Origin of the sequence: Pseudomonas sp. Leaf434, assembly GCF_001425545.1 — a bacterium.
Classification (GTDB): domain Bacteria; phylum Pseudomonadota; class Gammaproteobacteria; order Pseudomonadales; family Pseudomonadaceae; genus Aquipseudomonas; species Aquipseudomonas siliginis.
This window is the reverse complement of sequence record NZ_LMQZ01000008.1, coordinates 21,769-47,539: the sequence shown is the minus strand read 5'-3', so window position 1 is coordinate 47,539 and position 25,771 is coordinate 21,769. Positions and strand designations below refer to the sequence as shown.

Sequence of the window (25,771 nt, the reverse complement as noted above, 5' to 3'; positions counted from 1 at the left end):
AGAGGTTCCGCAGCTTTCTGCTACCATGGCGCCTCTGTGACTTTCAGGTGTTCGATCATGGCGTTTCGCCCTCTCACGGCCAGAGCACCCGCCGCTCTGTTACGTGAAGCCAAACCGCTCAAAGCCATCCTCGGCCATGCCCAGCGCCTGGAGCATTTGCAGCGTCTGCTCGAAAGCCAGCTGCAACCGGCCGCCCGCGAGCATTGCCGCGTGGCCAAGTGGCGCGAAGGCGAGCTGTCGCTGGTGGTCACTGACGGCCATTGGGCGACGCGCCTGCGCTATCAGCAGAAACGCCTGCAACGGCAACTGCAACTGTTCGAAGAGTTCGCCAACCTGACGCGGATCAAATTCAGCGTGCGCCCGCCGATCGTGCAGCATCGGGCAGTTGGGCACTCGATGGATCTGTCCAGCAGTGCGGCAGAGACGATTCAGTCGACGGCCGACGGGATCAGCGATCCGGGATTGCGCGCGGCGCTGGAGCGGCTGGCGGCGCATGCCAAAAGCAAGACCTGACCGCGCACACCATTCCGTGTGGGAGCGAGCCTGCTCGCGAAGAGGCCGTGTCAGACGACATTGATGTTGAATGACACAGCGCTTTCGCGAGCAGGCTCGCTCCCACAGTTTTGATCTTCGATTCGCCTGAGATCAGCGGCGCTTGCTGCCACCCAATAAAGAACCCATCAACCCGCGCACCAACTGCTTGCCAAGGTTATTGGCCGCCTGGCGCATCGCTGATTTCAGCGCCTGCCCTGCCGCCGTGCCGAGGAATTCGCCAGCGCGGTCAGCTAGGCTCGGCTCTTCGGCCGCAGCTTTGCCCGCTGGTGTTTCAGCCTCGGGCGCCAGCCCTTTGCGTCCCATCAGGACTTCATAGGCCGACTCGCGATCGATCGGCTTGTCATAACGGCCCTTGAACGGCGAGCCGGCGATCAGCACGGTGCGCTCGGTTTCAGTCAGCGGGCCGATCCGCGATTGCGGCGGTGCCACCAGCACGCGCTGGACCATTTCCGGCGTGCCCTTCTCGGTCAGCGTGCCGACCAGCGCCTCACCAATACCTAACTCAGTCAGCACCGACAGACTGTCGAACGCCGGATTCGGCCGAAAGCCATCCGCAACCGCACGCAGGGATTTCTGCTCTTTGGCGGTGAACGCACGCAGACCGTGTTGAATACGCAAGCCCAACTGCGCCAGCACGTCATCCGGCAGATCCGCCGGCGACTGGGTGACGAAATACACGCCAACGCCTTTGGAACGAATCAAACGCACCACTTGCTCGAGCCGTTCTTGCAGAGCTTTGGGCGTGTCGCCGAACAGCAAGTGCGCCTCGTCGAAAAACAGCGCCAGCAGCGGCTTGTCGGCGTCGCCGCGCTCGGGCAGTTGCTCGAACAACTCGGCCAGCAGCCACAGCAGGAACGTTGCGTAAACCTTCGGCGCCTCGTGCACCAGCCGACTGGCATCGAGCAGATGGATACGTCCACGGCCATCGGCGCCCGGTTGCAGAATGTCTTCGAGTTGCAGCGCCGGCTCGCCGAACAGGGCTTCGGCGCCCTGCTGCTCCAGCGTCGCCAACCGGCGCAGCAGCGCCTGGCTGGAACCGGTGGTCATCAGCGCGGCGTCTTCGCCGAGCAACTGTGGATTGTCCTTGAGGTGATTGAGCAGCGCTTTCAGATCCTTGAGATCCAGCAGCAACAGCCCTTCGCGATCCGCCACCTTGAAGGCCGCGTAAAGCGCCGACTGCTGACTGTCGGTCAGCTCGAGCAGGCTGCCGATCAGTAGCGGACCCATTTCGCTCAGCGTGGTGCGCAGCGGATGACCGGATTCACCGTGGATATCCCACAGCGTGACGGGATAAGCCTGCGGCGTGTGACCAAGCCAAGGCATGCCGGCGATGCGCTCGGCAACTTTGCCCTGCGGGTTGCCGGCAGCACCGAGGCCGCACAGGTCGCCCTTGATGTCGGCAGCGAACACTGCCACACCGGCGTCGCTGAAGGCTTCGGCCAGGCGCTGCAACGTCACGGTTTTACCGGTGCCGGTGGCGCCGGCGATCAGGCCGTGGCGGTTGGCCAGGCGCATGGCCTGAGCGATGGGTTGCGCGGCCGGATCAGCGCCGATAACGAGTTGCGAGGAGTCAGGCATTTTCTCACCCAATGGTTAATCTTTGATGACACATGGCCGATACATAAATTGGACAGACCCGCCAGAAAACCGGGTCGGACATTTCCCTAAGGAGAGCCGGAAATATCAATTTTTCAACCTTGCCCATAGTGCGCGTCTCTATCAAAGCACGCCCAGGACATTAAGACCTTAGCGGAACCCCAAGCCATGAACAAAAACCTGCGCTTCAGCCATAAGATTTTGCTTGCCGCCGCTCTCATCGTCATTGCCGCTTTTGCCTCGTTCACGTTGTACAACGACTGGCTGCAGCGCAATGCGATCCGCGATGATCTGAACAACTACCTCAATGAAATGGGCGAGGTCACCGCCGGCAACATCCAGACCTGGCTCAGCGGGCGCATTCTGCTGATCGAGAACGCCGCGCAGAACATCGCCATCAACCCGGAACCTGCCACGGTCGCCAGCCTGCTGGAACAGAAAAGCCTGACCTCGACGTTCATGGCCACCTACCTGGGCGATGCCACCGGGCATTTCACCATCCGCCCGGACGTGAAGATGCCGGACGGTTTCGATCCCCGCGTGCGCCCTTGGTATAAAGGTGCCGAAAGCAGCAGCACGTCGACCCTGACCGAACCCTACATCGATGCGGCCACCGGCCAGTTGATCATTTCCATCGCCACCGCGTCGAAAAAGGCCGGGCAGAGCGTCGGCGTGGTCGGCGGCGACCTCAGCCTGCAATCGCTGATCGACACCCTCGCCGCGCGGGATTTCGACGGCATGGGCTATGCGTTTCTGATCAGCGCTGACGGCAAGATCCTCGTCCACCCGGACAAGGCCCTGGTAATGAAGTCGCTCAAAGAAGCCTACCCACAAGACACGCCGCGCATCAGCAGCGATTTCAGCGAAGTGAGCGTCGACGGCAAAACCCGCATCGTCACCTTCGCCCCGATCAAGGGCCTGCCGTCGGTGAACTGGTACATCGGTCTGTCGATCGATAAAGACCAGGCCTACGCGATGCTCAGCGAATTCCGCACCTCAGCGGTAATCGCAACCATCATTGCCGTGGTAATCATCATTGCCCTGCTCGGCATGCTCATCCGCCTGCTGATCCAGCCGCTGCACGTGATGACCCGCGCCATGGAAGACATCGCCGACGGCGAAGGCGACCTGACCAAACGCCTGAACATCGTCAATAACGATGAATTCGGCATCCTCGGCACCGCATTCAACCGCTTCGTCGAGCGTATTCACGGTTCGATCCGCGAAGTGTCCTCGGCCACCGGCCAGGTCAACGAGGTCGCCCTGCGCGTGGTCGCTGCGTCGAACTCGTCGATGTACAACTCCGACCAGCAAGCTTCGCGCACCAGCAGTGTTGCCGCCGCGATCAATCAGCTCGGCGCCGCCGCCCAGGAAATCGCCCGCAACGCCGCGCAAGCGTCGAATCAGGCCAGCGACGCCCGGGGTCTGGCCGAAGATGGCCAGCAAGTGGTGGAGCGCAGCATCAAAGCGATGAACCAGCTGTCGAGCATGCTCAGCGCGTCGAGCACCAACATCGAGTCGCTGAACAGCAAGACCGTCAACATCGGCCAGATTCTCGAAGTGATCACTAGCATTTCCCAGCAGACCAACCTGTTGGCGCTGAACGCGGCGATCGAAGCGGCGCGCGCCGGTGAGGCCGGTCGTGGTTTTGCCGTGGTGGCCGACGAAGTGCGCAACCTCGCGCACCGCACTCAGGAATCGGCCCAACAGGTGCAGACCATGATCGAGGAGCTGCAAGTCGGCGCTCGAGAATCGGTGAGCACCATGAGCGACAGCCAGCGCCACAGCCAGGACAGCGTCGAGATCGCCAACCTCGCCGGCGAACGCCTGAACAGCGTGACCCTGCGCATTGGCGAGATCGACGGGATGAACCAGTCGGTGGCGACCGCGACCGAAGAACAAACCGCGGTGGTCGAGTCGATCAATGTCGATATCACCGAGATCAACACGCTGAACCAGGAAGGCGTGGAGAACCTGCAAGCGACGTTGCGCGCTTGTTCGGATCTGGAGCAGCAGGCTTCGCGTCTCAAGCAGTTGGTTGGCAGCTTCAGGATTTAAGCTGCGACGACTGGCCGCTTCGCGAGCAGGCTCGCTCCCACAGGGAAAATGCATTCCATTGTGGGAGCGAGCCTGCTCGCGAATATCTACCTTTCAACAAAACCCGAGTGACACCCCACCGCGCAATCCCGACCGAACATCTATTCTGGATAAAGGTCAATCAAGGGAGAACAACACAGCGGAGGGTTGCTCACCGTGCATATCGCCGACATCACCATGTTCTACGCCCCGGCCAGCGGTGGCGTGCGGACTTATCTGGATGCCAAACACCGTCGCCTTGGCGAGCGCAACGCCATTCGCCACAGCCTGCTGATCCCCGGCGCGCGACTGGGTGAACATGACGGCATTTATACGGTTCCAGCGCCCGCCCTGCCCTTTGGCAAAGGCTATCGCTTCCCGCTGCGGCTGGCGCCATGGCGAAACGTCCTGCAGGATCTGCAGCCGGATCTGATCGAAGTCGGCGATCCCTACCTCACCGCATGGGCGGCGCTGGATGCGCGGCGGCAGCTGGACGTTCCGGTGATCGGCTTTTATCACTCGGATCTACCGCTGCTGGCGGGCAATCGCATGGGCCATTGGGTCACACCGAATGTCGAAGCTTATGTCACCCGTCTCTACGGCAATTTCGACCGCGTTCTCGCGCCGAGCCAGGTCATGGCCGACAAGCTCATCGGGCTTGGTGTACGCAATGTCCATGTGCAACCGCTGGGCGTGGATCTGCACACTTTCCATCCCGACGTCCGCGACCCTGGCCTGCGGGCCGAGCTGGGCATTGCCGAAGACACGCGCCTGCTGATCTTTGCCGGGCGCGGTTCCAAGGAGAAAAACCTGCCGGTGCTGCTCAAGTGCATGCAACGCCTCGGTCCGCGCTATCACTTGTTGTTGGTCGGCTCGTCGATGCCTGCGGCGGTGCCGGACAACGTCAGCGTTATCGACGAATTCTGCCCGGCGCCGAAAGTCGCGCGGCTGATGGCCAGCGCCGATGCGCTGCTGCATGCCGGCGACCAGGAAACCTTCGGCCTGGTCATCCTTGAGGCCATGGCCTGCGGCATTCCCGTGGTGGCGGTGGCGGCCGGGGCGTTTGAAGAGATCGTCAACGAGTCCTGCGGCCTGCTCTGTGCACCGAACAATCCGCAGGCCATGGCCAATGCCGTGCGCGAGCTGTTCAGTCGCGGCTGCGCCCGCCTCGGTCAACAGGCGCGCCAGCACGTCGAACGGCATTATGCCTGGGACACCGTGGTCGACAGCCTGCTCAGCCACTATCACGCCGTGCTCGGCCATACGCTGCCACGGGTGGCCAATGGTTGAAGAAATGAAAGCTGTTTGCCTGGTGTTGCATGATGTGGCGCCCTCGACGTGGGCGGATTACCAGCCCTTCGTCGAGGCTGTCGATGCCTTGGGTGATGTGCCGATGACGTGGCTGGTGGTGCCGGATTTCCATCGCCACGATGCCCTTGACGCCAACCCGGCGTTTCGCCGAGTGCTCGATGCCAGGGTCACCCGAGGCGATGAACTGGCGCTGCACGGCTACTACCACGACGATCAGGAACCCATGCCAAACACCCCGCGCGACTGGTTCATGCGCCGGGTCTACACCCACGAAGGCGAGTTTTACCGCCTGTCCCGCGAAGCTGCCCTTGCCCGCCTGCACGCAGGTCTGGACATGTTTCAGCGCTTCGACTGGCCGGTGCAGGGTTTCGTCGCCCCGGCCTGGCTGATGAGCGACGGCACCCGCCAGGCCTTGCGCGAATTACCGCTCAGTTACACCAGCGATCCGCAGCATCTTTATCGCTTGCCCGACTTCAGCGCCATAGATGCACCGGGGCTGGTGTGGAGTGCGCGCAGTGCCTGGCGTCGTGGCTTGTCGAAAATCGTCAGCGACCAGCGTGAACAGCGCTGGCGCGAGGCATCGGTGATTCGTCTGGGCCTGCATCCGGTGGACATGCGTCACCGCTTTTCTCGCGATTACTGGTTGCACACGCTGCAACGCCTGCTGGCGGAGGGACGCGTGCCGCTGACCAAGATCGACTGGCTGGCCCGACAGCGCGGTCAGCTGGAACGCGCAGCATGAAGCGCAGCCTGTTGTTGCTGATCGGCCTGCTGGCGGCGGTGCTGATTCCGGTACTGCTCGGCGGCGGCGAGACGTGGTCGCGCCTGCGCAGTTTTCCGCTGCACTGGCTGTTGATCATGTTCGGCATGATTCTGCTCTGCTGGGGCATCAATACGCTGCGCTTGCGTTTGTTGCTCGGCGACCAGCGAGAAAAAGTCGCGCCCTTGAAAAGCCTCGGCGTGGTGATGGCGGCCGAGTTCGCGTATTGCGCCACGCCCGGCGGCAGCGGCGGGCCGCTGACGATCATGGCTCTGCTCGCCCGTTGCGGCGTGCGTCCGGCGCGAGGCAGCGCAGTGTTTGCCATGGATCAGCTCAGCGATCTGCTGTTCTTTCTCTGCGCACTCAGCGGGATTCTGATCTATGCGCTGTTCCAGCACCTGAGCGATCGCCTCGAGTGGCTGCTGACCGTCAGCGCCGTTTCGTTGTTTGGGGGGTTGTTCAGTTGCGTGTTGATCGCGCGTTATCACCGAGCGTTGATTCGCCTGAGCGGGCGGCTGTTGGCAGGAATGAACGTGACGGCACGCACTCGTCGACGCTGGGCGCGCAAGTTGCTGCACTTTCTCGCAGCGTTTACCGATACCTTGAAGTTGCCCTGGCAGACGCTGGTTCAGGTGTTCGCCCTGACCTGCTTGCACTGGCTGCTGCGCTACAGCGTGCTGTATCTGGCCCTGCGCGGGCTCGGCGCGGATTTGCAGTGGGCGTGGAGTTTTCTGGTGCAGATGCTTTCGCTGGGCGCCGGCCAATTCAGCCTGTTACCCGGCGGCGCAGGGGCGGCAGAGCTGACCTCGGCTGCGCTGCTCGCGCCGATGGTGGGCAAATCCACCGCAGCGGCGGCGATCCTGATCTGGCGCGTGGTGACGTATTACTTCTATCTGCTGGTTGGCGGCCCGGTGTTCGTGTTGATGCTGGGCAAGCCGTTGCTGAAGAAGTTGATGAACGTCAGGCAGGCTTCTTAGGTTCGTCCTGCTCTTGTTGGAGCTGCTCCCAAAGCTCGGCGGCACCGGGGAATTCGGTGCCGTCGTCCGGGCTCATGTCATCCGGATCGTAGCGGCTGAGGCAACCTTCACCAAGAGTGGCGGGGGCTTTGGAAGTGGCTTTGTCCAGCGGATCGCTCATGACTTTTCCTCGGGCTCAAATGACAAGGGCCTGAGCGATTCAACGCCCAGGCCCCTGGTTTTTCAAGCGTGTCGTGCTCGATCAGAACACAACTGTCTTGTTGCCGTGCACCAGCACGCGGTCTTCCAGGTGATAACGCAGACCACGGGCCAGCACCATCTTCTCGACGTCACGGCCGAAACGCACCATGTCTTCGATGCTGTCGCTGTGGCTGACACGCACCACGTCCTGCTCGATGATCGGGCCGGCGTCCAGCTCTTCAGTGACATAGTGGCAGGTCGCGCCGATCAGCTTCACACCACGCAGCGACGCCTGATGATACGGCTTGGCGCCGACGAACGATGGCAGGAAGCTGTGGTGAATGTTGATGACTTTGTGCGCGTATTCGCGGCACATGTCCGGCGGCAGGATCTGCATGTAGCGCGCCAGCACCACCACTTCGGCGTCGTGCTGTTTGACCAGCCTCGATACTTCGTCGAATGCTGGCTGCTTGTCCTGCGGATTGACCGGCACGTGGTAGTAAGGGATGCCGTGCCACTCGACCATGCTGCGCAGGTCGTCATGGTTGGAGATCACGCAGGCGATTTCGCAATCCAGTTCATCGCTGTGCCAGCGGTGCAGCAGGTCGGCCAGGCAGTGGGATTCGCGGCTGGCCATCAGCACCACGCGTTTTTTCTGCTCGGTGTCGGTGATGCGCCAGTCCATCGAGAACTCTTCGGCGATCGGCGCGAACTTCTCGCGCAACTCTTCAATACCGAACGGCAGGGAATCGGCACGGATTTCGTGACGCATGAAGAACCAGCCCACTTGATTGTCAGAGTGGTGGCTCGCTTCGGTGATCCAGCCATTATGAGAGGCCAGAAAATTACTGACTTTGGCAACGATGCCAACGCGGTCCGGGCAAGAGATCACCAGCCGAAAAGTGCGCATGAGGGGGAAACTCCAGAACTTCACAAAGGCCGCCATTCTAGCGACTGCGCAGGAAAACTGCAGTACGCATACGCGCCGGGTGGGACAAAGCATGGTCAAACGGCTTTCTGGCGCAGGTCTTACGTCAAGACAGTGACGCTTTAGCGGGGCTTTTGTCAGACAACTGTAAATATCTGTGCTGACTGCATCACATTATTTAACGGAACATTCAAAGCGCGGCTAATTCCTGTAACTCATTTAAATAAAAAGCCGATCTAAATGTTTACTTGATGAAACAGCCTGACTATTATTGCGGCACTGTCCCCTGTCATTCAGCATTCTAAAAAAGGTAGTACTCATGTCCTTGATCAACGAATATCGCGCCACCGAAGAAGCCATCAAAGAGCTGCAAGCCCGTCTGAAGAACCTGTCCGAAGACGACAAACTGCAAGCCGAACTGGAATTCGAAGGCAAACTGCGCACGCTGATGGGTGAATACTCCAAGTCCCTGCGTGACATCATCGCGCTGCTGGATCCAGAAGCCAAATCCAAGGCTCCACGCGGCGGCGCAGTGAAAACTACCGGCACCAAGCGTGCACGCAAAGTTAAGCAATACAAAAACCCGCACAACGGTGAAGTCATCGAAACCAAAGGTGGCAACCACAAGACTCTGAAAGAGTGGAAAGCCAAGTGGGGCGGCGACGTGGTTGAAGGCTGGGCGACCCTGCTGGGCTAAGCCGCAACGCCTTCGCAGAGCGATCCGCGAACAAAAGAACGCCAGCTAGCGCTGGCGTTTTTTTATGCCCGTAATTTATTGTCCGGGCATGTTCGATTTCACAGATTCAAACGTTTGCGTAATGCCTGGACATAATTCTGCCAGTCATTGAGCACCTCTCGCTGCATCGGTGACGCACTAAGCGACCATTGCTCTGCCGCCTCGATAAATGACTGCACGGTATTCGGCGCACCGGCCTCAGGTTGCGTCAGGCGTTGCTGACAAAATAATTTCCAGCGCTCTTGCTCGGCCACATCCAGGGTGTCCGGAAAGTTGCGTGCTCGATATCGAAAAAGTAATTCAGGCAAACGTTCATCATCGAAAGGCCACTGCTCTTGCGCCAACTGCGCAGGATCCGCCGTTCGAACTTGTTCGCATAAACGACGATCACGATCACCGATAAATCCATCGTACAACTGCTGCTCGGGATCTTCGCTGGGAACGAAGTCTTCGCTGGCATAAATCGCCGCGACTTTATCTTTCCAGACTTGTTGTGCGTCAGTTAGTCGCACTGCCCGCTCATGATAAAGCGCCATGTCCAGCCCAAGGCGCTGCTGGTCTTGTGCGCGCAATACCGCCAGCGGCGCCACTACCGGGCAACGATTGATATGAATCAGCTTGAGCGGTACCGGTAACTCACCTTCGACCAACTCATCGCGACGGGTATAAAGACGCTGACGCAAGGCTTGCGCATCGAGGTCCAGCAACCCCTGCGGATCAAGATGCAGATCACAGACGATCAAGGCGTTGCGATTCTTCGGGTGCCAGGCCAGCGGCAACACCACGCCGACATAACTGCGCGCCGCCGAGAAACGCCCGGACACATGCACCAGTGGCTGCAACAGGCGGATCTGATCCATCACCTTCTGTTTGCTGCGCAACTGGAACAGCCACTCGTAGAGCTTGGGTTGTTTCTCGCGAATCAGCCGCGCCAGTGCGATGGTGGCGCGCACATCCGACAGCGCCTCGTGGGCATGGCCGTGATCGATATTGTTGGCCGCCGTGAGACGTTCGAGCTTGAGGGTCACGCGGCCTTCATCATCGGTCGGCCAGACCAGACCATCGGGGCGCAATGCGTAAGCGGCGCGCACCACATCAATCAGATCCCAGCGACTGTTGCCGCCCTGCCATTCACGGGCATAGGGGTCGAAGAAATTGCGATACAGGCTGTAGCGGGTCATCTCGTCGTCGAAACGCAAGGTGTTGTAACCGGCGCCACAGGTCCCCGGTGCGGCCAGTTGCGCATGTACGCGAGTCATGAAGTCGGCTTCGCTCAGGCCTTTTTCAGCGAGCTGGCCCGGGGTGATGCCGGTGATCGCGCACGCCGCCGGGTGCGGCAGGATGTCCTCGCTGGGCTGGCAATAGAGATTGACCGGCTCGTCGATTTCGTTGAGCGCATGGTCGGTGCGAATCCCGGCCACCTGCAGCGGTCGGTCGTTGCGCGGATTGATGCCAGTGGTTTCGTAGTCGTACCAGAAGATTGAAGTCACGGGCGAATCCTGAACAGAAGATCGGCGAAGTCTAGGCGTTTCAGGGTTGCCACGGCCAGCCTGGTCGCCCTCGAACAGCAATTTCTCCAGATTCCTACAACTGGAATGCATTGCCCTTGTGGGAGCGAGCCTGCTCGCGAAGGCTTTCCGTCAGTTGCACATAGGCTGACTGATCCACCACATTCGCGAGCAGGCTCGCTCCCACACCCGAGAGGCTGCTAGCATCAGGCGCACTTGCATCCCGAACAGGCGAACATCAGGTAGCCCATGCTCGAGCCCACAGCACCGCGAAGGAAAGCACCGCTGGATACCCGGCATCAGGTCGAAACGCCGGAAGGCATCGATCTGCCACTGCGCCCCGCCGGGTTGATGGTGCGCGCCGTGGCGTTTGCCATCGATCTAGGCATTCGCGGCTTGATCCTCGGCGTGCTGTTTATCGCGCTGGCATTTCTCGGCAAGCTCGGCATGGGCCTCGGTTCCTTGCTGCTGTTTGCCATCAGCTGGTGGTACATGGTGCTGTTCGAGGTGCTGCGTCAGGGCCGTTCGCCGGGTAAGCAATGGCTGGGTTTGCGCGTGGTGCACGATGACGGCACGCCGATCGGCTGGTCGGCCTCGCTATTGCGCAACCTGTTGCGCTTTGTCGATCTACTGCCCTTCGGCTATTTCCTCGGTGCGCTCAGTTGCCTGCAACACCCGACCTTCAAACGCCTCGGCGACATTGCCGCCGGCACCTTGGTGGTTTACAGCGAACGCCCGCTGAGCCGCCCGCAACTGCCTGACGCTGAACCTCGCCGCAGCCCCGTTCCGCTGACCTTGAGCGAACAACGCGCGGTACTCGGTTTCGCCGAGCGTCAGGCCGAGCTCTCTCCCGCACGGGTCAACGAGCTGGCGGCATTGCTGGCGCAGCCGCTGCACATCTCTGCGCCCAAAGCCGTGTCTGAACTCAACGGCATCGCGCGCGGCCTGTTGGGGCCGAGCGCATGAAGCAGAGCCTGTTCGAAAGTCGCCACAAGGCCGAATGGGAGCGCTTCGCCGTGGCGCTCGAACGCCTAGAACAAGGCAAGGAGACAGCGCAAGTCAGCGATTTTCCCAAGGCCTATCGGCGTCTCTGCCAACATCTGGCTCTGGCCCAGGCGCGCGGCTACAGCAGTTTTCTGATCGATTCATTGCAACAACAAGTGCTGCGCGGCCATCAACAGCTCTATCGGCATCGCAGTCGGCTCGGGGCGCAAATCATCAGCTTTATCCTCGCCGACTTCCCGCGACTGGTGCGCGAACAATGGCGCTTCGTTGCGGCCGCCAGCCTGTTGTTTTTCGGCAGCCTGATCGGTTTTGGCGTGCTGGTTTATCTGTTCCCGGAACTGATCTACAACCTGATCCCGGCCGAACAGGTGCGCGAGATGCAAGGCATGTACGACCCCGTTGCCGGCCACCTCGGACGCTCGGCGGAACGGGCGGCCAGCGAAGACTGGGTAATGTTCGGCTATTACGTGATGCACAACACGGGCATCGCCTTTCAGACGTTCGCCAGCGGTTTGCTGATGGGCGTGGGCAGCGGTTTTTTCCTGCTTTACAACGGCATGATCATCGGCGCGGTGGCCGGGCATCTCAGCGAGATCGGTTTCGGCCAGACCTTCTGGTCGTTCGTGATCGGTCACGGTGCGTTCGAACTGAGCGCCATTGCCCTCGCCGGCGCGGCGGGCCTCAAGCTGGGCTGGGCGCTGATCGCCCCCGGACGTCTGACATGGGGCGAGGCGCTGCGTCTGGCCGCACGCAAAAGCGTGTTGCTGGTGTGTGGGGCGATGTTGTTCCTGTTGATCGCAGCATTCATCGAGGCTTATTGGTCGTCGAAAACCAGTGTCACGCCGCTGACCAAATACGCCGTCGGCGCCGCGCTGTGGCTGACCGTCGCGGTGTATCTGCTATTTGCCGGAAGGATTCGTCATGCGCCTGAGTGACGCCAGCGTAGTGATCCGCCCGCGCACGACCTGGGAAGCCATGGACCTGGGCGTGTTGATGAGCCAGCAGCATCGCCGGTTGTTGATGACCAGTTGGGCGATCGTCACCCTGCCGCTGTTCGCCCTGCTCAGCCTGTTGCTGTGGGATTGGCCATCACTGGCGGTGTTCATTTTCTGGTGGCTGAAACCGGCCTACGAACGCCTGCCGCTGTACATCCTCTCCAAAGCGCTGTTCGGTGAAACGCCAACCCTCAGACAAGCCTTGCGCGAGTGGCCGCGCCTGCTCAAGCCGCAACTGCTGGCCAGTCTGACCTGGCGACGGCTGAGTCTGAGTCGCAGCTTTGTGCTGCCAGTGACCCAACTCGAAGGGCTCGACGGCGAGGCCAGACAACAACGTCTGCTGGTGCTGCTGCAACGCAACGGTGGCGCCGCGCAATGGCTGACGATTATCGGCGTGCATCTGGAAACCGCACTGTGGATCGGCTTGATGCTGCTGTTCTACATGCTCTTGCCGCAGCAGATCGAAACCGACTGGGACTGGCAATCGCTGCTGCTTGCCGCCGATCAGGACTGGCGCTGGCTGGAGCACCTGACCAACGTTTTTTATGCGCTGATCCTGGTGGCCTGGGGACCGGTTTATGTCGCCTGCGGCTTCAGCCTGTACCTGAACCGTCGCACGCAACTGGAAGCCTGGGACATCGAGCTGGTTTTCCGCCGTTTGCGCCAGCGTTTGAACAGCAGCGTGCTCGGTGTGTTGCTGGCGGCGTGTCTGCTGCTGCCGAACCTGCAACCGGTATGGGCCAGCGATGCGCCGGATGCTCCACGGTTGCTCAATCAGCCGCTGACCAGTCAGGCCTCGCGCGACAGCATCCAGTCGCTGCTCGAACAACCGCCGTTCAAGAACAAGGAAAGCGTCACCCGCTATCGCTTCGGAGACGACCCGGCAAGCCCGGCCAAGGACGCGCAACCGGGTGAGGCTCCGCAGTGGCTGAAAACCCTTCTCGGTTGGCTCGACGGTCGACACCTTGATGCCTTGGCGCACGTGATTGAAGTGCTGTTGTGGGGCGCGCTGATTGCCGCGCTGGGCTGGCTGGTCTGGCGTTATCGCGAATTTCTCCGGGCCTTCGTCAGTCGTCGCCCGAACCTGCCCTCGCGCAGCAAACCACCGGCGCCGCCACACGTCTTCGGGCTGGATCTGAACCGTGAAACCCTTCCCGATGACATCGCCGCCAGTGCCGAACAATTGTGGCTGAGCGAACCTCGGGCCGCGCTGGGCCTGCTCTATCGCGGCCTGCTCAGCCATCTGTTGCATGATTTCGACCTGACGCTCAAAGCCGCCGACACCGAGAGCCAGATCCTCAACCGCATCGAGCAATTGCAACGCCCGGACCTGCTCGCCTACAGCCGCAACCTCACTGTTCACTGGCAGAACATGGCCTACGGGCACCGACTTCCAGCCGCGCACCTGCAAGCAGAGCTGTGTAACGGCTGGCGTGAATTGTTCAGCAAAGGGTCCGGGCATTGAACCGGCGCATTGGCGGGTCGTTGGCTGCGCTGGCGTTTTTGCTGCTTGGCGGCTTGAGTCTGTTCCTCTACCTCAAAGCCCGCCCTTATCAGGAAGTCATCGATCACGGCCCCTCGCCTGCCGCGCAAGCCAATCCTTATCTGGCGGCGGAAATGTTCCTGCGCGAGCGCGGCCTCGCGGTCAGTCACGCCGAGACCCTGGCGGTACTGCCGCAGATCGATCCGCACAGCCACACCTTGTTGTTGTTCGGCGAGCGCGCCCGGATGACACCGCGTGAAGTCGATCAGGTGTTGAACTGGACTCGCGCCGGAGGACGTCTGGTGTTCGTCGCCGAATCGTTGTGGGATGCGCAAACCGGGCAAAGTAATGATCTGCTGCTCGACAAGGTGCAACTGCACCAATCGCTGAGCAAGGACTTGAAAGATCCTCCCGAGGACGGGGAAAAGGACCGCTTCCCGAAACTGACCAAACTGTATCTGGAAGATGAAGACGCGCCGGCCTACGCCGGTTTCGACACCGACTTCCACCTCGACGACCCGAACAATGTCGCGCAAGCCTGGGCCAACAGCGCCAAAGCCACGCACATGATGCAACGGGTGTACGGCCTCGGCACGATCACCGTGGTCACCGATGCCGAGCTGTGGAAAACCCCGGCTATCGGCAAATACGACAACGCCTGGCTGCTCTGGTATCTGAGCGCCGACACCGACGTCACGCTGGTTTACAACACGGCGCACGATGGTCTGTGGACGTTGCTCTGGCGCTACTTTGCGCAGGCCATTGTCGCCCTGCTCGCCTTGATCGGCCTGTGGTTGTGGCAGGCCGGCGTGCGTCACGGCCCGGTGCAAATGCCGGCGCCAGCGGGTCGCCGCCAACTGCTGGAGCATCTGCGTGCGAGCGCCGATTTCCTCCTGCGCCACAACGGCCAGCAGGCGCTGCTGCAAGCCTTGCAACAAGACATCCTGCGCCGCGCCCGCCGCCGCCATCCCGGTTTCGATCAATTGAATGTGGCCGAGCAATGGCTGGCGTTATCGCGCCTGACCCGGCAACCCACCCGCGCCATCAGCCAGGCCCTGAGCCCACGACCGAAGCAGCGTTTGTCCAGCGCCGAATTCAGCCGTCAGGTCGCTCATCTGCAAACCTTGAGGAACGCGTTATGACTGAACAGATCGAGCCCGGCAGCGCGACGCACGCCGCCCAGCAGCGCCAGCGCGCCAGCCAGTTGGCGCAGGCAGTGCGCAACGAATTGAACAAGGCGCTGATTGGCCAGGATGCGGTGGTCGACGCTGTCCTGACCGCGCTGATTGCCGGCGGCCACGTGCTGCTTGAAGGCGTGCCCGGCCTGGGCAAAACCTTGCTGGTGCGAGCACTGGCGCGATGCTTTGGCGGCGAGTTCGCGCGCATCCAGTTCACCCCTGATCTGATGCCCAGCGACGTCACCGGTCACGCCGTGTATGACTTGCAGACCGAGCAGTTCAAGCTGCGCAAAGGCCCGCTGTTCACCAACCTGCTGCTGGCGGACGAGATCAACCGCGCCCCGGCAAAAACCCAGGCAGCGTTGCTCGAAGCCATGCAGGAGCGCCAGGTGACGCTCGAAGGACGCGCCCTGCCCATCGCGCAACCGTTCATGGTGCTGGCGACGCAGAATCCGATCGAACAGGAAGGCACCTATCCACTGCCGGAAGCCGAGCTTGACCGCTTCATGCTCAAGGTGCGTATGGATTACCCCGACGCCGATCAGGAGCTGAACATGGTCCGTCAGGTCTGTCGTTCGACCCGCGCCGACATGCTCGATGTGCAACCGCTGCGCACGGTGTTGCAAGCCAAGGATGTTCAAGCCTTGCAGCGCATCGCCAGTGATTTGCCGCTGGACGATCAGGTCCTCGATTACGCCGTGCGCCTGGCGCGCAGCACGCGCACCTGGCCGGGGCTGACCCTCGGCGCCGGGCCACGCGCCTCGATTGCATTGGTTCGCTGTGCCCGTGCCCGGGCGTTGTTGCGCGGCGGCGAGTTTGTAATCCCGGATGACATCAAAGGCTGCGCGCTGGCGGTGTTGCGTCATCGCGTGCGCATCGCGCCGGAGCTGGATATCGAAGGCCTGCAGGTCGATCAGGTGCTCACGCAATTGCTCGATCAAGTGCCGGCGCCGCGCCTGTGAAACCGTCTCGGCTGCTGCTGATCTGGCTGGCCTTGCTGGTGGTTGTCAGTATCGTGCTCGGCGCGTTGCAGGCGTTGCAGATCGACCTCCCGTCCAGCCTGATTTCGATCAACTGGGGTTTGCTCCTGGCGCTGCTGGCCTTGGCGGTGATCGACGCTGTGCGCCTCAGACGCCTGCCCTCGCCGCGCATCAAGCGACAGATGCCCGGCAGCCTGGCATTGGGGCGCTGGGCGGAGGTGAAGCTGGAGGTGGCCCATGAATTTGCCGAGCCACTGGCCATTGGACTCTTCGACCACGTTCCCGACGGTCTGGCGTTTGAACATCTGCCGATGCTTGTCGAGCTTCAACCCGGCCATGTCAGCCAGATCAGCTACCGTCTGCGCCCTCTCGAACGCGGGCATTTCAGCTTCGAACAGTGCGAAGTCAACCTGCCCAGCCCTTTGGGATTATGGTCCGGCAAACGCCTGCTCAGCGTCCGCGACGAAACCCGCGTCTTCCCGGACTTCGCCCGGCTTTACGGCGGCGAGTTGCGCGCCGTCGACAACTGGCTCAGCCAGCTCGGCGTGCGCCAACGACAACGGCGCGGTCAGGGTCAGGAATTCCATCAGTTGCGCGAATTTCGCGAGGGCGACAGCCTGCGCCAGATCGACTGGAAAGCCACCGCCCGTCAGCGCACACCGATTGCCCGCGAGTACGAAGACGAAAGAGATCAGCAGATCATTTTCATGCTCGACTGCGGCCGGCAGATGCGCAGCCAGGACGGTGAGCTGTCGCACTTCGATCACGCGCTCAATGCCTGCCTGTTACTCAGTTATGTGGCGTTGCGCCAAGGGGATGCGGTGGGCATGAGTACCTTTGCCGGTGATAAGCCGCGCCATGTCGCGCCGGTCAAAGGCAGCGGCCAACTGAATGTCTTGCTCAACGCTGTTTATGACCTCGAGAGCACTCAGCGCCCCGCCGATTATCAGGCTGCAGCCAACCAGCTATTGGCCCGCCAAAAGCGTAGGGCGCTGGTAGTGCTGGTAACCAATTTGCGCGATGAAGACGAGCAACTGCTGGCCGCAGTCAAACGTCTGAGCGCACAACATCGGGTGCTGGTGGCGAGCCTGCGTGAACAGGCGTTGGATACATTGCACCAGACCACGGTGCAAACGTTGCCCGAGGCGCTCGCCTACTGCGGCACCATCGATTTTCTCAATGCCCGCTCGCAACTCCATGAGCGGCTGACTGCTCATGGCGTTGCAGTGATGGATGTTCGGCCCGCCGAGCTGGGGGCCGGACTGGTGACAAGTTACATGAGCTGGAAAAAGACCGCTGCGATCTGACAGATTCGATCAGTTGGTGACTGCAACATACACAGCGCCGCTGTCCGAAGTGCCGTCGCTGTTTTCTACTTTGACGACCAGCGAAATCTGCTCCGTAAGGTTCATCGGCCGCCAGTGAGCCTGGTATCGCCCGCGGTGATCGGTAAACGACTCAGTGAACGGTGCTCCATTTGTGGAAACAAGGATTTTCCGTCTGGGCATGGGCTCTCGCCCCTCCTTGGCCACAATCAGCGCGGTCATGGAGACGTAGGTCTGCAAGGGAACCGGATTAGGCGACGCAACAACGGATTCCACCGCTGCTGGACACTCAGTGACGGTCAACCAGAGCGTTTTTACCACCCAGCCAGCCAAACCACCCTTTACCGACGCCCGCAATGCAGCCTCGCCTGCTCCTCCCAAGACAATGCGCGCCGTTGCCTTGCCTTCGGCATCCGTCAGGGTTGTCGGCAGCGAGGTGCGGTCGTACTCCCACATCACTTCGACATTGGCCAAGGGTTGCGCGGTACTGGCTGACACTACCAGGACTTGCGCGGTCATCACCTGCCCCGGATACCCGCTCGGATCAGCGCTGATCAGTTCCTTGATCTCCCGGGGCTCGTGCAGCAAAAACGGTAAAGAAATCGACTCCGAATACAGCGCATCGCCCACCGTGGCGGTCAGTTGCGCCGCACCCGGTGTTGTCGGCACAAACCGTATCCGCGCTTCACCGTAGAAGTTGGTAGTGGTGGTCACCTCACCAAGGTCCGGACTGCACCAGACAACCTTCATCCCCACCATCGGTCTGCCACTGATGCCCGACACAATGGTGATCTGCTCAGATACAGCCTCGCCCCAAAACAGCGTCTGACTGCTGCGTGAACGATCCGCAATTTTTACCACCTGCGCGCCTTGCCCCAGCGACATTGCAATAACCGGAGAAAGCCTGGCCAACCGCGCCGAGGAAAAGCGCAGGCCGAAACGCCCGTCCTTGATGTCGCCCGCGTTGAACCGATAGGTCATTCCAGCGCTCGAGAAAAGCCTGGGGTCACCCAGACGTGGCTCCTCGAAGCGCATGCCCAATTCCGTCGGCCCGGTGCCGGTCATGCCCAGCGTCAGGTGATGGTCAAACAACGCGCTGCCCGCCGGGGCACTCACGCGCAATTGGTGCTGCCCCTTGCGCCGAGGGAACTCAGCGCTTTGACCCAGTGGCTGAAACGGTTGGGAGTCGAAACTGTATTCAAATCCGGCCCAGGGATCCCCTTCCAGCGCTAGAACCTTCATGGTTCGGCGCTCTTCAAAACGGTCATAAGGGCTGATAACCGCCGCTGTCACCACATGTTCACCTGCGGTGGATGGCGCAAAGGGAAAACCACTCCAGCCATCGGCAGCCGTCCTGTGCTCTTCGGTGCTGCCGTCGCCTGTCCATTGAACAGGCACTTGATCCAGAGCGAGGTCGGGACCATAAGGGGAGCGTACCTTCAGCCACATCCACGCAGGATCCTGCCCAATGACCGGATCCACCGCAGATGCACGGGCGTCTTCGATAGTGATTTTATTGTGGCCCAAGGTCATCGTATTGATGTCGCTGAAACCATGGGTATCGATAACGAACCGAAGTGCGAAGACACCGGGTTTGGTACTTTTTGAACAGTCCAGCGTCCAGATAAACCCGCTGTCATCCACAAAATTTTCGCTTCCGCGGGGTGGACTCAATTCGATTCCGAGCTCTGCCGCCGGGCTTCCACTCCATACCAGATCCATGGCAATACCCACTAAAGGGCTTAGCGCATTGGTGCGGAAGATATAGCGATGTACAGCGCCGATACACGGAAAGAGTGGCTGGCCCCTGAGATCGGTCATCTGATCCAGGACCACGGTCATTTCTTCATGGAGGTCAGGTGATAACAGTCGGCAAGAAAAATCCTTGTTCGTGAGAGTGTCAGTGCGCAAACTCACCTCGAAAATACTGCTGGTACTTTCGATACGATCAGAGCTGAACAACCAACTCAGATCTTCCCCTTCGCGCAATATTCTCGGTACGTCAAGGTCGCTCACCGCCAGACCGTTCTCTGGATTTTCGTTCCGCCATCCGAGCGTAATTGCCTCGCCAATCAACGGGCTGCCCGCTAATGCCCGGACCGTCAGGATATGCCTCTGGCCGCGCTTGCATGCGATTCCGTCATGGGCAATCGGAACGGCATCAAACGTGATGCTGACCTTGTCCTTCCATTCGTCTCGTGCAAACGCCGTGACCGAAAATGAGTGTTCATCTGCCGGCCCGCCTTCGTAGGCACTCACACTGGCGGTAATCGTCTCGTTGCTCAAAGCCGTCAACGGTCGGTAATACAGGCTGGCCCAGCCCCCACTGCCGGTACGAGACTCGACAATGCCCTCGGGGGTTTGCCAGTCGACGATCGCATCAATCACTGGCTCACCGGCACCTTTGTCAGTGACATGCACCACCTGCACCCGCATCAACGTCTTTTCGGAGTCCTCGACAACCGGTGAAATATTCGGGCCGCGCGTGTCAGCGATCCTGACCTTGTTGCGCGCCAGCGACATGGGTTTACGCGGCGATGGCAGTAACAGCTTCGAGCAGACCAATGACAGTTCGAAGCGACCGTCCAGCCAGTCCTCGCAGGCCAGCGTCCAGAGACTATCGTCCCCATCGAAAGCGACCGGTTGCTGGAGTGGCGGGTTGACCGTGACCTTCAGCTCTTCATGCCCGACGCCGCTCCAGTGCAGCGATAGATCAGTCGCCAGCAAAGGGCTGTCGGCGGGCAAGCGCACAATGAAGGGGTAATCAGTGCCACGATTGGGATAACCGATCGCGCTCCACAGGGTTACCTGCGATTCGACAACGCAACGCAAGTCCATCCAGGGATCGGTCGCCAGCACCGTGACCGAAAACTCGAGAGTCACCTCGCCACTAGGGTAATAAGGACTGTCGACCGAAGCTGTGAGGACGAAATCGCCTGCTTGCTCAGGAACGAAATCGAAGTAGACCAAGCCTTGTTCATCAGTGATGCTGGTGCCCAGAACACCTTGCCCGGCAGTCGTCCACCTGACTTCCCGGCCATCAAGCGCCTGACTGGTGTAGTAAGAGAGAACCTGCACACCCAAACGGACGCTTTGCGCATACTCCAGGACCGGGTAATAAGCCGCGCACTGTACTTCGCGAAGCGCTAATCGATGATGCCCCAACGATACGTCAATCGTGTAAGGCTCGGCGTTGTACTGGTTCACCAGACTTATCGTGAAGTCATGAGCCTTTTCCTCCTGCATATCCGGGCAATCGAGCGACCACTGCGACAATAGCGGTTGATAGGCGCCCCAGTCGGGGGTCGCCTTGACTGACTCCATCGGGTTGCCGTGAATGATCAATGCGATATTCGTATCCAGCCAGGCGCTGCCGTCTGCCGGAATAAAAGACAGGCCGTGGGGAATGAACAGAGAGTCGTCCGGGTCATCGCCAAGGGAAGCGCCCAGGCAAAGGTATAACGTCTGGCCTGGTGGCAGATCTTCGCTATCCAGTCGCACCGTCTGCAGTTGCAGCGGTTCAAGCTTCAGTTGCAGGTCGATTCGAGTGATGCAGATTGCCGAACGATTGTCGCCCGTGTTGTCAGGGACACCGCTGACCTCGAAGCTCAATGCGTCATCGCTGACGAATTCCAATTGATCCAGCGACCGTTGATACGCGCGCGGCTTGAATTCAAGCGGCTGTCCCGCCAGCCGTCGGGCGTTTTCGAGCTCCGGATTCCGACCTTCTGGCGCCGTGAGCTCGATGCTCATCAACACTTCACCGCGCTTGCGGATGTGCAACCAGCCCGATTCGCCCGACCATGAAACGCCGGGCCGCAGTTCACATAGAAACGTCAGTTCGTAACCGGCTTGTGCACCGGGGGTTTTGGGAGCTTTGACTTCCTGTGTGGCCGAAGCCCCGACACCGACCTCCATGAAATTGACTAACTCGCCATCATAAAACTCGCTCGCCAGGCCAACCCTACCGCTGGTACGCCACTCTTTGAGTCGATCATTGAAGTCACCATTGAGCAGCAGGCTTTCATTTTTTTGCACGACGGGCTCATTCATGATCGCTGGCTCCGTTGCGTTGGCGCGCCAGATAGGTGTTTTCAGCCTCGGTCACCAGGTCTGTGACCTTTTGGACGTACGTCGGCTCGCCGGCCTTGATGGAGTACCGCACGCGAAGAATGATATTGGTCAAGGATTTGAGCATTGCAGCTTGCGGCTGATTAAGCGGGCGAGGAAAACTCAGCCGCCAATGGGAAACGGCACCCGTGTATTCAAACGGGTTGAGCAATCCTTCGTCGGGTTTCTGGTGGGTCTGGCCATTATCGCCAAGCCCGACCGACAAAACGATCTGCTGACCGCTACGCAGGTTGAACAGCAGATCGCCAGGTGCGATTGCGGTGGGGTTATGCAAATACTGCACAGACTGTGTGGTCGGTCGGGTCGCGGTCACGCTACTGATCTGCTGCAACGTTGCCCGCACATCCTCGTAGGGACCGGCCAGCACAGGCAGATCGACTTCCACCGAACTGATCTGCCGGCAGAAATGGCCAGGATGATCACGGTCGAACAACAACTGGGTCAGTCTGAACTCCAACACACCTGTTGCCATCAATTGCGCGTGTGCATCTGCCCAGCTGGCTATGCCCTCTTGAGGCTCGATTCTGTCGTCGTACAACTGCTGCAAGGAAATGGTTTTGATCAGTTCCGGCCGCCGCTCGTAGCTTTGCAAGCGCCTGCGCTCCTGGTCCAGCAGGTACATATGCAGTTGTTCACCCGAGCCCAGACCATAACGGTGATCGAGCCAGGCCTGAGGCAAAGGGACGGGGGCATCATAATCCCCGGTTTCGGCAGCCAATGAAGCCTGAGCACTAAGGCACAGGCTGACGACTGCGTCGTACGCCTGATAGTGCAGAGCCTTGAGCTGGCCAAGCATCCAGCCGAACAGCTCGGCATTGCTCGCGCGTTTTTTAAGGAAGTTGTACATGGTCAACGCTTGGCTGTTGGCCCTGAGCGTCTGTTCAAGGCTGGACCTCGCCGCGCTGACCGCATGGCTTTGCGCTTCGATCTGCGCATCGATTGCGCCCACCTCCGCCAGCGCCTGATCGCGTTGCAGCGCCCACTCACTGCGGCGACGGCGATAACCTTCAGTGGTGGCCTGTCGGTCGGCGTCGATTTGCAGCAATGACGAAGAAACCTCCAGGCCGAAAGCCACCGCATCGAAAGTGTGTTCGGGTTTGAAGCCACCGTTGGAAGTACCATAGATTTTTGGCAACGCCGCGATGACGCCCCCTGCCACCCTGACAACTTTGGCCTGCAGTGCTGATGTCTTCGACTGCTGCAGACTGGCCATGACCTGATACTCGATCGGCGAAACGTTTTCGCTGTAACGCATTGCATAGGCGTCGGCCCGGTCCTGCGCCATTGCCCGACTCTGCTTCAGCGCTGTGACATTCGCCTCCAATTGGGCGATGGATTGTTCCTGTACCGTTTCGGCATAGCGACCCAGCTCAAGCAAATGGTTCTGCTGCGATTCTTCCTGCTCGGCACGGTCGCGTTGCTCGAGCAGACGCAGCACCAGACTGCCGAAATCCCGCAGGCTCTGTACCCCGCGCAACGCGACTTCGAACGTGACCCGCCAGCGATACGCATTGACCACCAGGCGCCCGCCCATCGGTCTGGGCCCGGCCGCGCTACCAGCGGCCAGATCGCGGAGCAATTGCCTGGGATCGGTCATCGGGCTGAACAGCAACACGTCCAGCGGTTTGCCATCGATCGTGAGATTGTTGCGCAGGTTATCAAGGCGTTGCTGCGGCTTTGCGAACAGGTCGAGCAGCGATTGATTGATCGGAATTCTGAAAGGTTCGCAGGCCAACAAACCCAGGATCGGCGGGGTGTCGGAAGCGATCGGGTAATCTGCCAGGTTGAAATCCAGCGTTTTTTCAAGCGCTTCAAGCAGGGGTCGCGATTCGCAATTGTCCAAGAGGTTTTCCACGGTGTCGGTCTGCCAATGAGTCGCTGTGTCGGCGGTGGGCGCCTTGCCCATCAGAAACCCGGCCTGGACATAGCAAAGCTTGGCGGCCACCAGACTGTCACGGGTCAATTGTCGGTAATACCAATCGCCCCACGCCATCAGGTTTTCTACGTAGTCGGTGAACATCAGGATCTGAAAATGTGCGGGTGCGGCATAGCCAATGGCATCCGGATCGAGGGGATTCTGGATTTCCCACCCTGGATTGCCCGGCGCTGTTGCGATATCCAGAGGCCGGCAACGCCAATACGCCGGTTTCGGGTTCGCGATCGGAACCGGCGGATTGGCCGGATCTGCGGTGGCCTGTGGATCGAATACGTAATGCAGCCAGCTCTGCGCTTCCTGAAAGCGTTCTTCGTCGCGCAACCGGGTGGCAATCAAATGCGGCAGGTGAAAAAACAGCTCCCAGAAGTTCAGACCATTGGCACCGTCGAAGGCACCATTGGGTGGTTCAACGAACTCTGCGCCGATCGGCGACGGTTCGCGAATGAACTGGTTGGACCAGTCCAGCACGGCGTCCACGGAAATATTCGAGCATCTCACCAGTTCCGAGCCAAACAAGGAATTGAGCCGAATGAATTTCAACGCCAGTCCAGTTTGATTGAATGAAAGAAACTGTGCCCCGTCGGTACTGTTCTTGTGCAGAGCTGGCGGGACGAAATCCATGAGATCGACAATCGTCAGGTCGAACTCTTTCTGTCCTGTCGGGGAAGTGGGAGAGGCGAATGAAAAAATGACTGGCGTGGGCCAGGTGCCTTTCGTCCGCGAGGAAGTCCACGACTGAGTTACCCAGCCCCCGCCTGCATCCTGTTCTTCGAGGATCGGCGGCGGGTCACTATCAGAAGGCAGACCTGCAATTTGCAGCTCCATTTTCAACCGAGCGCTGTCCAGGCCCGTGGGGCTGCAAAAACCCTGCACCGTCAGCACATCTTTGTCATCCGCGCGCGTTGCCATAACGTGCAGGTCGAGATAGGGCGTCAGGGAACCATGGGTCTGTATGCGAGTGACAACAGTCACCTGACTGTTCAGTGGGTGCTGAACCGTATCGTTGCTGACAAATCGCTCCTCAAGCGCCAGATCCAGCCATGCGCCACCGTCCAGAAGGGGGCGCATCAGAACGTCGTAGACACCATGCACCCGCAGACTGCCGGATGGCGAAGATAGGTTGCCCGTCAGTAAAATCCCCAACTTGCCCTTCGGATTCAGATAATCGACCTGCACCGTCGCAATCAGTCTGGAGCTCGCCAAACCCTCGTCCTTGTGTTCTGAACTGTGCACACACAACGGCGCAGACCACTGCCCGTTCTGCTTCATGAATGCCAGATTGATCACCAGTTTGCTCGGGCTGAGCGACTCCGCTGCACTCGCGACTACCGCGTCGCGCCATTCCGCCCAGACCACACACAACCGGCCATTCCAGAACACCGGGCGGATATCCAGCACCTGATCGGCGGTCGGGATTTCCACGGCCTGCCATTCACTCCAGACCGCCGGATTGACCGAAACGCTGGTTGCGCCCAGTTCGATCTCGGCCTTGCGCCAGAAATACTGAAACGGCTGCACCCGCTGCCGCCCCAGAAAGTAGTAATCAGCTTTGGCCGGTGTCACGCCGTCCATGAAACAGCTGATCACATCGAGATCGCAGACTTGTTCGAATGCCTGCAAATAATCCTGCAGCGCCGCCTGCACGGTATCTTTGTCCAGACGGGCCTGGTTCAGGTTGTTTTCCAGATTCTTGAACAGACTGGTTTTGCGCAATCGCACCGATGGAACGATGAAGTTTTCCGCATAGCATGAAATCTGGTGGGGCACGGTCCAGTCGGGATAATTGCTGAAAATCTCCCATTCGCGCAGATGACGCTTGTCGAACTCGTGATCCCGGAATCCTGGTTCCAGCTTTCGATACACCGCATGGATGTACTGCTGCACACAACTTATCGCTTCGGCAACTCTGGAACTCTTGACCTGATAAGTATCCAGAGGATCCATGCGCAGCAATTCAAACAAGTCTTCAGGTGTTTTCAGAAAAGGGTATTTATCATTGGCCACTTGACCGATGCAGTATTCAAGAAGTGCCGAGCGACGTTTTTCCAGCAGCCCGCCAATATTACTCAGTGCCATGATCTTGCTCCTTGGAATATGGCCCGGGGAAAAAC

At 60.0% G+C, this 25,771-nt stretch carries 18 protein-coding genes and 1 pseudogene; 13 read left to right on the top strand and 6 right to left on the bottom strand.

Annotated elements, in window-relative coordinates; genetic code table 11:
- Positions 1 to 57: 57 nt before the first annotated feature.
- Positions 58 to 513: a DUF721 domain-containing protein gene (locus ASG55_RS15015; protein ID WP_056787879.1), complete on the top strand. Its 456-nt coding sequence runs from the start codon at positions 58 to 60 to the stop codon at positions 511 to 513.
- Positions 514 to 645: 132 nt separating this feature from the next.
- Here the strand turns inward: ASG55_RS15015 and ASG55_RS15010 are convergent, their stop codons facing one another.
- Complete coding sequence (locus tag ASG55_RS15010) at positions 646 to 2,133, bottom strand: helicase HerA-like domain-containing protein (RefSeq protein WP_056788618.1); 1,488 nt, start codon at positions 2,131 to 2,133, stop codon at positions 646 to 648.
- Between the two features lie 186 nt (positions 2,134 to 2,319).
- Here ASG55_RS15010 and ASG55_RS27680 point away from each other — a divergent pair.
- From ASG55_RS27680 to ASG55_RS14990, 5 genes and pseudogenes are all read left to right on the top strand, one after another.
- Positions 2,320 to 3,351, top strand: a pseudogene (locus ASG55_RS27680) (HAMP domain-containing protein); the annotation flags it as partial.
- A gap of 93 nt (positions 3,352 to 3,444) precedes the next feature.
- Positions 3,445 to 4,209, top strand: a complete 765-nt coding sequence (locus ASG55_RS27675; protein WP_425375757.1) for a methyl-accepting chemotaxis protein — start codon at positions 3,445 to 3,447, stop codon at positions 4,207 to 4,209.
- 216 nt (positions 4,210 to 4,425) lie between these two features.
- Positions 4,426 to 5,517 carry a glycosyltransferase family 4 protein gene (locus tag ASG55_RS15000; RefSeq protein ID WP_177342726.1) on the top strand — a complete coding sequence of 364 codons (1,092 nt, stop codon included), beginning with the start codon at positions 4,426 to 4,428 and terminating at the stop codon, positions 5,515 to 5,517.
- Entirely contained in the window at positions 5,510 to 6,280 is a 771-nt protein-coding gene (locus ASG55_RS14995) for a DUF2334 domain-containing protein (RefSeq protein WP_056787874.1), read from the top strand. The genes ASG55_RS15000 and ASG55_RS14995 overlap by 8 nt, the downstream gene beginning before the upstream one ends.
- Complete coding sequence (locus tag ASG55_RS14990; RefSeq protein ID WP_056787870.1) at positions 6,277 to 7,275, top strand: lysylphosphatidylglycerol synthase transmembrane domain-containing protein; 999 nt, start codon at positions 6,277 to 6,279, stop codon at positions 7,273 to 7,275. Before ASG55_RS14995 ends, ASG55_RS14990 begins: the two co-directional genes overlap by 4 nt.
- On the opposite strand, the gene ASG55_RS26995 is transcribed toward ASG55_RS14990, so the two are convergent.
- Together ASG55_RS26995 and purU are read right to left on the bottom strand one after the other, a co-directional pair.
- On the bottom strand, positions 7,259 to 7,435 hold the full coding sequence (locus ASG55_RS26995) for a hypothetical protein (protein WP_016773478.1): 177 nt from the start codon (positions 7,433 to 7,435) through the stop codon (positions 7,259 to 7,261). The genes ASG55_RS14990 and ASG55_RS26995 overlap by 17 nt on opposite strands.
- 81 nt (positions 7,436 to 7,516) lie before the next feature.
- Positions 7,517 to 8,365, bottom strand: coding sequence for a formyltetrahydrofolate deformylase (purU, locus tag ASG55_RS14985; RefSeq protein WP_041479808.1), 849 nt, complete (start codon positions 8,363 to 8,365; stop codon positions 7,517 to 7,519).
- Positions 8,366 to 8,702: 337 nt separating this feature from the next.
- Between purU and mvaT the strand changes: the two genes are divergently transcribed.
- Complete coding sequence (gene mvaT, locus ASG55_RS14980; RefSeq protein WP_016773476.1) at positions 8,703 to 9,080, top strand: histone-like nucleoid-structuring protein MvaT; 378 nt, start codon at positions 8,703 to 8,705, stop codon at positions 9,078 to 9,080.
- A 98-nt stretch (positions 9,081 to 9,178) separates the two neighbouring features.
- Here mvaT and sbcB read toward each other — a convergent pair whose 3' ends face one another.
- On the bottom strand, positions 9,179 to 10,609 hold the full coding sequence (gene sbcB, locus ASG55_RS14975; RefSeq protein WP_056787869.1) for an exodeoxyribonuclease I: 1,431 nt from the start codon (positions 10,607 to 10,609) through the stop codon (positions 9,179 to 9,181).
- Between the two features lie 267 nt (positions 10,610 to 10,876).
- Between sbcB and ASG55_RS14970 the strand changes: the two genes are divergently transcribed.
- From ASG55_RS14970 to ASG55_RS14945, 6 genes are read left to right on the top strand one after another with little or no spacing between them, the layout of a single operon-like run.
- Positions 10,877 to 11,593: an RDD family protein gene (locus tag ASG55_RS14970; protein WP_041479810.1), complete on the top strand. Its 717-nt coding sequence runs from the start codon at positions 10,877 to 10,879 to the stop codon at positions 11,591 to 11,593.
- Entirely contained in the window at positions 11,590 to 12,567 is a 978-nt protein-coding gene (locus tag ASG55_RS14965) for a stage II sporulation protein M (protein ID WP_056787866.1), read from the top strand. The genes ASG55_RS14970 and ASG55_RS14965 overlap by 4 nt, the downstream gene beginning before the upstream one ends.
- Positions 12,554 to 14,092 carry a hypothetical protein gene (locus ASG55_RS14960; RefSeq protein ID WP_056787862.1) on the top strand — a complete coding sequence of 513 codons (1,539 nt, stop codon included), beginning with the start codon at positions 12,554 to 12,556 and terminating at the stop codon, positions 14,090 to 14,092. Before ASG55_RS14965 ends, ASG55_RS14960 begins: the two co-directional genes overlap by 14 nt.
- Positions 14,089 to 15,252, top strand: coding sequence for a DUF4350 domain-containing protein (locus tag ASG55_RS14955; protein WP_056787859.1), 1,164 nt, complete (start codon positions 14,089 to 14,091; stop codon positions 15,250 to 15,252). Before ASG55_RS14960 ends, ASG55_RS14955 begins: the two co-directional genes overlap by 4 nt.
- Positions 15,249 to 16,250, top strand: a complete 1,002-nt coding sequence (locus ASG55_RS14950) for an AAA family ATPase (protein WP_041479813.1) — start codon at positions 15,249 to 15,251, stop codon at positions 16,248 to 16,250. The genes ASG55_RS14955 and ASG55_RS14950 overlap by 4 nt, the downstream gene beginning before the upstream one ends.
- Positions 16,247 to 17,575, top strand: a complete 1,329-nt coding sequence (locus ASG55_RS14945) for a DUF58 domain-containing protein (protein ID WP_056787856.1) — start codon at positions 16,247 to 16,249, stop codon at positions 17,573 to 17,575. Before ASG55_RS14950 ends, ASG55_RS14945 begins: the two co-directional genes overlap by 4 nt.
- 9 nt (positions 17,576 to 17,584) lie before the next feature.
- On the opposite strand, the gene ASG55_RS14940 is transcribed toward ASG55_RS14945, so the two are convergent.
- Positions 17,585 to 21,646 carry an Ig-like domain-containing protein gene (locus ASG55_RS14940; RefSeq protein ID WP_056787853.1) on the bottom strand — a complete coding sequence of 1,354 codons (4,062 nt, stop codon included), beginning with the start codon at positions 21,644 to 21,646 and terminating at the stop codon, positions 17,585 to 17,587.
- Positions 21,639 to 25,736, bottom strand: a complete 4,098-nt coding sequence (locus tag ASG55_RS14935) for a neuraminidase-like domain-containing protein (RefSeq protein WP_056787850.1) — start codon at positions 25,734 to 25,736, stop codon at positions 21,639 to 21,641. The genes ASG55_RS14940 and ASG55_RS14935 overlap by 8 nt, the downstream gene beginning before the upstream one ends.
- Positions 25,737 to 25,771: the final 35 nt, after the last annotated feature.